The 7,623-nt window shown below is 59.1% G+C and carries 7 protein-coding genes; 6 read left to right on the top strand and 1 reads right to left on the bottom strand.

The genetic code is table 11. The features are described from left to right. From ABX749_RS14620 to ABX749_RS14640, 5 genes are all read left to right on the top strand, one after another. On the top strand, nt 1-374 hold a 374-nt coding region (locus ABX749_RS14620; RefSeq protein ID WP_372896626.1), incomplete at its 5' end, for a family 16 glycoside hydrolase. A 232-nt stretch (nt 375-606) separates the two neighbouring features. Further along, nucleotides 607-1,860: a DUF1559 domain-containing protein gene (locus ABX749_RS14625; protein WP_372896627.1), complete on the top strand. Its 1,254-nt coding sequence runs from the start codon at nt 607-609 to the stop codon at nt 1,858-1,860. A gap of 137 nt (nt 1,861-1,997) precedes the next feature. Beyond that, nucleotides 1,998-2,144, top strand: coding sequence for a hypothetical protein (locus tag ABX749_RS14630; protein WP_372896628.1), 147 nt, complete (start codon nt 1,998-2,000; stop codon nt 2,142-2,144). A gap of 387 nt (nt 2,145-2,531) precedes the next feature. Beyond that, nucleotides 2,532-3,656: a hypothetical protein gene (locus ABX749_RS14635; RefSeq protein ID WP_372896629.1), complete on the top strand. Its 1,125-nt coding sequence runs from the start codon at nt 2,532-2,534 to the stop codon at nt 3,654-3,656. Nucleotides 3,657-4,087: 431 nt separating this feature from the next. Next, nucleotides 4,088-5,566: a DegQ family serine endoprotease gene (locus tag ABX749_RS14640; RefSeq protein WP_372896630.1), complete on the top strand. Its 1,479-nt coding sequence runs from the start codon at nt 4,088-4,090 to the stop codon at nt 5,564-5,566. A gap of 189 nt (nt 5,567-5,755) precedes the next feature. Here the strand turns inward: ABX749_RS14640 and ABX749_RS14645 are convergent, their stop codons facing one another. Next, on the bottom strand, nt 5,756-6,250 hold the full coding sequence (locus tag ABX749_RS14645) for a hypothetical protein (RefSeq protein ID WP_372896631.1): 495 nt from the start codon (nt 6,248-6,250) through the stop codon (nt 5,756-5,758). Nucleotides 6,251-6,515: 265 nt separating this feature from the next. Here ABX749_RS14645 and ABX749_RS14650 point away from each other — a divergent pair, with 265 nt between their 5' ends. Further along, nucleotides 6,516-7,481: a glycerophosphodiester phosphodiesterase family protein gene (locus ABX749_RS14650; RefSeq protein ID WP_372896632.1), complete on the top strand. Its 966-nt coding sequence runs from the start codon at nt 6,516-6,518 to the stop codon at nt 7,479-7,481. Nucleotides 7,482-7,623 lie beyond the last annotated feature (142 nt).

The following is a 7,623-nucleotide window of genomic DNA, read 5'->3' on the forward strand; positions in this document are numbered from 1 at the left end:
GGGTGCCTTTTGAGAGCCCCACCAAAAACGGATTGCCGGGCTACGAAGCGCAGCTGCAGGCCGGGACCGTGCTGGCGGCCGGCTGGCAAACCGGCGCCATCGCGGTCAGCCGGCGCGACCGTGGCTGGAGAATGTTGCAGCCTTCCAGTCTGGCGATCGAGCCCGACAACTGGGTCACGTTGGAATTCATCGTGATCGGCAACCGCATGGAGACCCGGCTGTCGGGACAACTGATTGCCACACATGTCGATGCACAGCAGCTGTTCACCCGCGGTCGAATCGCACTGCAGCATTCTGCCAGCGGCACACGGGTGCAGTTTCGCCGCGTCGAAGTCCGACTCCCCGCGAAACCGCACAGCGGCGAGGGAGAATGAAGTTCGCCAGGTGCCCCACAACGATGCTTCGCTTATGATTGAGAAGAGCATGAAGGGGGCAGGCCTACGGCGTCTCAAATCTCCTTACATCCTCCCCACGGTGTCGCAATTCGACATACAGGCGACGCAAAAGATCATTGCAGATCGGCTGAATCGCGACTAGGTTCAATAGAAGCGTTACTTCTTCTAGGGGGGCTCCCCCACCGAACTCATTTTCTCGTCGGGTAATTTTATGAGACGCTTCAAGCACAATCGTGGTTTCACGTTAGTGGAACTTCTCGTCGTCATCGCCATCATTGGCATTTTGGTCGGCCTGCTATTGCCAGCGGTGCAAGCGGCGCGCGAGGTCGCACGCCGCATGAGCTGCAGCAACAATTTTAAGCAGATCGGAATCGGCATTCACAACTATCACGCCGCGTACAAACGCATCCCCACTCAGGGTATCGGCACAGTCGCCACTCCCAGCCAGCCCAGAGCGTGGTGGCAAGAAAGCGCCGCGAGTACTGGCACGCTGCTTGTCAACAACCGACGCTTGAGCACGTTGGTCGGGATCTTGCCGTTCATCGAACAGCAGGGTCTATGGGACCAGATTTCCAATCCCAACGCGACGCGAACCGACGGCGACCCGAATGCACCGATCGGAACCCGCGCCAACCCTTGGGCTGCCATGGGGCCGACGCCGGGCACGATCCAATACCTGCCGTGGACATTCGAGATCCCGACGTACCGCTGTCCGAGTGACCCGGGCGTGGGGCTGCCGGCGCTGGGGCGAACCAATTACGCCGCATGTATGGGTGACAGTCATTACTTCACGATGTGGGGACCATGGAACAATCGGCGTGACGCACGCCCGCAAGGCCGCGCCCGCCATGCCCAAGCAGCGCACCGCGGCTTCTACAAGCCGTTTGACGAAAACGGTCGCTTCCGTGACGTGCTGGACGGCTTGTCGAACACGATTGCGATGGGCGAAATTGCGACGGACTTGGGCGACAGCTTCATTTCAACCAGTCCTCCGAGAGACGGCCGCGGCTTGGGCGGCAACCTCGCTGTGATTCGGATGGTCCGCGACAATCCCGGAACCTGTGACCAGTTCATCGACCCCGACCGCCCGCGTTACTGGCTCAACGGTGGCGACAGGCTGACCCATGCCCGTGGTTTCAAGTGGGCCGATGCCAACCAGATGTTTTCGGGCTGCTTCACGATCTTGCCTCCTAATGATGTGTACTGCGGGCGACACAATTCGAACCACTTGTCAGGAACCGCCCCGGTATCCAGCCGACACACCGGCGGTGCTCACGTCCTGATGGCCGATGGAGCGGTGATCTTCATCACCGATTCGATTGAAGCCGGCAGCCGGAATCAAGGCGATGTCTGGCTCAGCGGCACAGGCGACCGCGCGCCTGGCAACGAAAGCCCCCATGGGCTCTGGGGAGCGCTCGGGACGCGTGCCAGCAGTGAAACGATTCAGGAACAACTGAATCAATAAACCCGTGTCGATTTCGGATGCCGCGTCTCGACGCGGCATCCACCCCTCATTTTGTAACGATCCATCCCACCTGAATCTGGTAAATCCACATGAAGACTTTTTCTCGGTGCCTTTTGATCCTTTGTTCGGCAACCGCCATGATTGCTTCGGTCGGCTGCGGCGATAATTCAAACCCCGGGTCGATGACCGAAGGCGTCGAGCTGAGTGAAATCGAAGCCTACGAAAAGGCCGTCCTTGAGATGGAAGCCGAAGACGCGGGAAGCATGGACGACGTGGACGAATAATCCCTCGACGCCCGGAACGCCAAACGCCGGTGGTCGCGCGAACGCACCACCGGCGATCCTCTTCATCATCTGCGTTCGATATCAGACCCGTTTGATCGGCGATTGACCAAGTCAACCGCGACGGGCAATCGAAATCCCTTGGGTCCTCTTTGCCCTACCGCTCGCTCGCCTTCACCGAGCGAGATCGGGTAAATCACCGTGCTGCGCGATTGGGACGTTCTTCCTAATGCCGAAAATGGTTCCGCTTGACTCCTGACGCAGGCAACTTCTGCTCGTCCGACCCTGATCGGTTTGGGCTCGCTGGCACAGCACTTGCTCCAAGGACGGCGATCTTCACAGCCGTCGCTGTGACAGCATCAAGCGAAATCAAATTCAACGAGGCACAAAATGAAGAAGATCACGATTGCAGCATTGTCGATGCTGACGGCACTCAGCACGAGCGCCATCGATACACTTCCCGCCGAGGCCCAGACGGTCCGGGCATTGGAGCGCCGCGCCAACCGCGCGGCTCGACAACTGCAGCGTCAGGTCAATCAAGCGGAATACTATTCCCAACAAACTTGGCAACAGCTCTCGCCATGGATCGAACAAAACCGCGTCGCCCCGCTGGCACGAACTGCCGATGCGGTCCGCGATACGGTCCGCGAAACCGCTGATGCCTTGACCGCTCGGCGTGACGGCCAGTTTGGCTATCGAGACCGAGACCCCGGCAATGCCTGGTTCTATGACTACTACACCTACACGCCGACGTATTACACCTACGATGCCGACGATCGATACTCGGCCGCAATCCGTTACTTCGACAACGACGGCGATGGTGTCTATGACTCGCGGGCAAACTTCACCGACAGCGATAACGACGGGCGATACGACGAATACCAGCGGTATGACTTCTACACCCAAACCGAGGCCGCTGTCGACGCCGACGTGAAGTCGGATCGCGAGGATTTCTTCGCCGGACCTGAAGATGCTCGGCGCTACACGGCAACCGGCGAGATCGTCTCGACCAAAAAGGCGACCGTCAACGGAAGCGAAAACCTGGTCGTCCAGATCAAGCAGAATGAATCCGAGTCGCTCGTGGCCGATCTCGGCCCCTTCGAGTCGCTTCGCGGCGAGAACATCGATGTCGGATCGACATTGAGCGTGACCGGAGCGATGGAAAGGATCGGCGACAAGAACGTCCTGATCGCCGACAGCTTTCGCGTAAGCGGTGGTGCAATGGTGGAAGTCGATCGAAACATCGGCACCCCGCTGACGGGTCAAATCGTCGACGTAAAAATCTCGACGGTCGACAACAGTGATCACTACTTTGCGATCGTCGAATCGCAAGGCGAACGGCACCTCGTCGACCTGGGACCGACCACGTCGTACAAGATGGAACTGGCCCCCGCAACGGAGATCACGGTTCGAGGCATTCCGGTCCGTGTTCAGCAGAACCACGTCATGATGGCGACCCGCGTTCGCGTTGGCGGCCAGACGATTCAGATCAACCAACAAACCTCGCTGCGGTAATTCGTGATCTGACAACAGAGGCAACGTCAGCCGGGGGATTGCACTCTCCCGGCTGATTTTTTTGGCCGCTGCCGGAAACGAACCGTTCGTCCGGCGGATCAAGCCGCCTCGCCGGTGCGCGTCTTCGCAACATCTGCTGCACACGTTCCGATGGATGCCAGCTTGTCGTGGCCGACGGACAACTTGGCGTCGATTCTCTACCGAGGGGCCGAGTCGAAGGCTCCACCCGCATTGGCACTCTCGTTGCTTTCTACGCTGGGCGCCCGCGGAAATGGGGTCAGGCACCAAACTGCGAAACGCGTTGAAGGCCATTTGGCTTTGGTGCTTTCCCCCTTTTCCGCTTGGTTAAAACGAAAGAGAGTCAAACGGTTTTGGAGGGTATTGAGATGAGTCCTTCGCGCAGAATCACATCGCCTTTCTTGGATCGTACGTTGAAGGTTTTGTTGATCGGAACACTGGTGGTCGTCGGGGTCTATCACTTCCCGGCGACGGTCACACAGCTTGCCTATGCCGTTGATCGAGGGCAGAGTTTGGCGGCAGCCGAGGAACTCAAGACGGCCGGGGACCTGTCGTCGGCGTTCAAGTCGGTTGCCAAGAAATTGCGACCGTCGGTGGTCAGCATCAGCAGCGTCAAGCGGCTCGCTCCGGCATCACCTCAAGTGCGACGGTTCGGGGGCGGCGAAATGCCGGACGAGTTTCGGAGGTATTTCGGCGACGACTTTCTGGATCGCTTTTTTCAGATGCCAAACCCGCGTCGAGGTTTTCAACAACAGGGCCTGGGAACAGGCGTCATTGTTAGCGAAGACGGGTACGTGGTAACGAACAACCACGTGGTTGATGGTGCGGATGAAGTGACCGTGACCTTGTCGGACAAACGGAAGTTTGTCGCAGAAGTGATCGGCACCGATCGGCCGACCGATATCGCGGTGCTGAAGATCGAAGCAGACGGCTTGCAGCCGGCCGGATGGGGACAGTCGGACGACTTGGAGGTCGGCGACTGGGTGCTCGCGATCGGCAGCCCCTTCGGGTTGGAGCAGACGGTGACAGCGGGAATCGTCAGTGCGGTTGGCCGCGCCGGTGTCGGGATCACCGACTATGAAGACTTTATCCAAACCGACGCGGCGATCAATCCGGGCAACTCGGGCGGGCCGCTGGTCAATTTGCGTGGCGAAGTCATCGGCATCAACACGGCGATTGCTTCGCGGACCGGTGGCAACCTCGGCGTCGGATTCGCCATCCCCAGCGACATGACTCGGCGGGTGATGCAGACGTTGATCGACAACGGAACCGTCGAACGGGGTTACATCGGTGCGATCATTCAGAACTTGGACGAAGGGCTTGCCGAGTCGTTCGGATACGACAGCACTCAAGGGGTGTTGATCGGCGACGTGGTGAAAGAGGGACCGGCCGACAAGGCCGGCCTGAAGCCCGGTGACATCGTGATCGAGTATGACGGCAACGCGATGAAAGATGCCAACCAATTTCGCAACGCCGTCGCCGCGACCGCGGCAGGATCGTCTCGGAAAGTGACCGTGTTCCGCGATGGGAAAGAACAAACACTCTCCATCGAGATCGGCCGACTCGCCGACTCGGGGACTGCGGTGGCAGGTGGCGGCACGAAGTTCGATGACCTGGGCGTAACGGTCCGCACGCTGACGTCGGCCAACGCAGAAGAGTTTGGGCTCAAAACGGATCTCCGGGGCGCCGTCGTGACAGCAGTCACCGATGGCTCGCTCGCCAGCCGAGCCGGATTGATGCCGGGTGATGTGATCGTCTCACTCGGTGACCGCGAAATCGATTCGGCAGACGCGTTTCGACAAGCGGTCAGCGAGAGCGACCTGTCGGCAGGCCTACGCATGCAGGTCTATCGGGACGGGGTCCGCCGATTTGTGTTCATCAAGAAGAAGTAGTGCTTGACGACGTCCTCGGCGGGCGTCTTCTGAGCGGCGGATGTGATCCGTCGATTCGGCCGATGGAAACGGAGCCCTCACCAAGGACTGGAGGTTGTTCGCGACGAAGCTCCGGTCGGGTGTTCGACCGGAGCTTTGTCGTTTTTCGTTGCAAGGCGACGCGCCTTTGACAAACCGTGACGCCTGTGGCTACCAAACGTTGCCGGCACCGGGAGTGTACGACTCTGCGTCGATGCTTTCAGTTTTGATGCTGCCTGCTTCCAAGTTGCCATGAATTTCCACTTGAGCATCAAATTCGACGATCGGTGCACTGACGGAGATTGCATCGGCACTGATTTCGATCGCGGCGAAATTGATGGTCAAGACACCGTCAGAGAAATCAAAGACCTGTTCAAAGGCGGTGACGCGATCGGAGATCGCTTCGCTTTCGCTGATCTGCATCTCGATCGCACTGCCCTGGTTGGTCAATTGTTGTTGCAGCGAATTGATCTGCGATTGTTGCTGTGCGACGAGCGTGGCCAAGGCGGCAACTTGTGCTTCCAGCGACGGCGCCGGGGGGAGGCTGGTTGTCGTGGTGCTGAACGTCTTCGTCGGCGTCTTGAGCGAAGTCGTCGGTTCGGCGGAGATCACTGGGGTGGTGACGAATGCCAACAGCAGGAACGCAAGGGCGCGATGACGTTTCATGGGATTTGATTGAGGGTGTCGCGGAAAAGGGGTCAGGCACCAAAAATGCGAAGCACCCTTCGGGCCATTTGGTTTTTGGTGCCTGACCCCTTTTCCGCTCGGAGACGATGGCGGAAACACGCTGCTGATCTGCCAAGCGAGGCTGCCAGGCGATTGTTACCAGGAAATCGAGTAAGATTTCGGCATCCGAGGCTAGAAGCCTGTCTCACGTGAGAATGACAGTCCAGAAGCCTCTTCCACCTATTTGCCGACAAGGTCTTGCTTGATGACGTTTCAGTTGCGCGTCTTGCTCGTGCTCGCACCGATCTTACTTCCGCTGCGAAGTAGCATTTCCCAGGAATCGGCGCCGACGACTCCCCCTCTGCATCGAATCGTCCCCCAGACGCCTGCAGAGCTTCGCGAGCTTTTTCGTTACACCGCAACGCGTCTGCCGATTGTCAGCGCCCATCGCGGTGGCGCCGGGCCGGGCTATCCGGAAAACTGCATCGCCACGTTTGAGCACACGCTCGCGGAAACCTTTTCGATGCTGGAGATCGATCCCCGGATGACCAGAGACGGCCACGTCGTCCTGCACCACGATGCGACACTCGATCGAACGACCACCGGAACCGGGAAACTGGCCGACAAGACGCTGGCCGAACTGAAGCAATTGCGGCTCAAGGACAGCGAAGGAAGTGTGACCGACTATCAAATCCCGACGCTCGACGAGGCGTTGCGCTGGGCGAAGGGCAAGACGATCTTGGTCTTGGATCAAAAAGACGTGCCGCTGGAAACTCGCGTCGGCAAAATCAGCCAGCACAAGGCGGAAGCTTACGCGATGATGATCGTCGGAAATTTCAAGGATGTCGTCGTCTGCCACCGGTTGAACCCCGACATCATGATGGAGGTGATGATTCCCAGTCATGCCAAAGTTCAAGCGTTCGATGCCCTCGGTGTTCCTTGGCAAAACGTGATCGCGTTTCTCGGTCACGTCCCGCCGACAGACCCTACGCTTTACGAAGCGGTCCACCAGAAAGGCGCGTCCACCATAATCGGGACCTCGCGCAACCTGGACCGCGTGTTTCACCGACGCGTCCGAGACGACCCCGATTCGCTCCGCCGCGACTATCAAATGCTCTTGGGCCGTGGTGCGGATGTCATCGAGACCGATCTGCCACGCGAGATCGGGCGTTTGCTGTATGCACCGCTGTCGAAGTCAATGTTGGAGCATCGCTGTTTGCGAGTCGAGTAAAGCCTAGGATGTTGCGGGGCGTGAGGCGGCCAGGAACCTTCGGAGCGGCGATTTCCCCTGGGGCGGTTTAACGTAGACTGGGCGGGCATTGACCGAAGCAATCCTTGACGCGGACGGATGAGCCGACGACGCTCGGTAGCAC

This window comes from Stieleria sp. (assembly GCF_041595215.1).
GTDB lineage: Bacteria > Planctomycetota > Planctomycetia > Pirellulales > Pirellulaceae > Stieleria > Stieleria magnilauensis.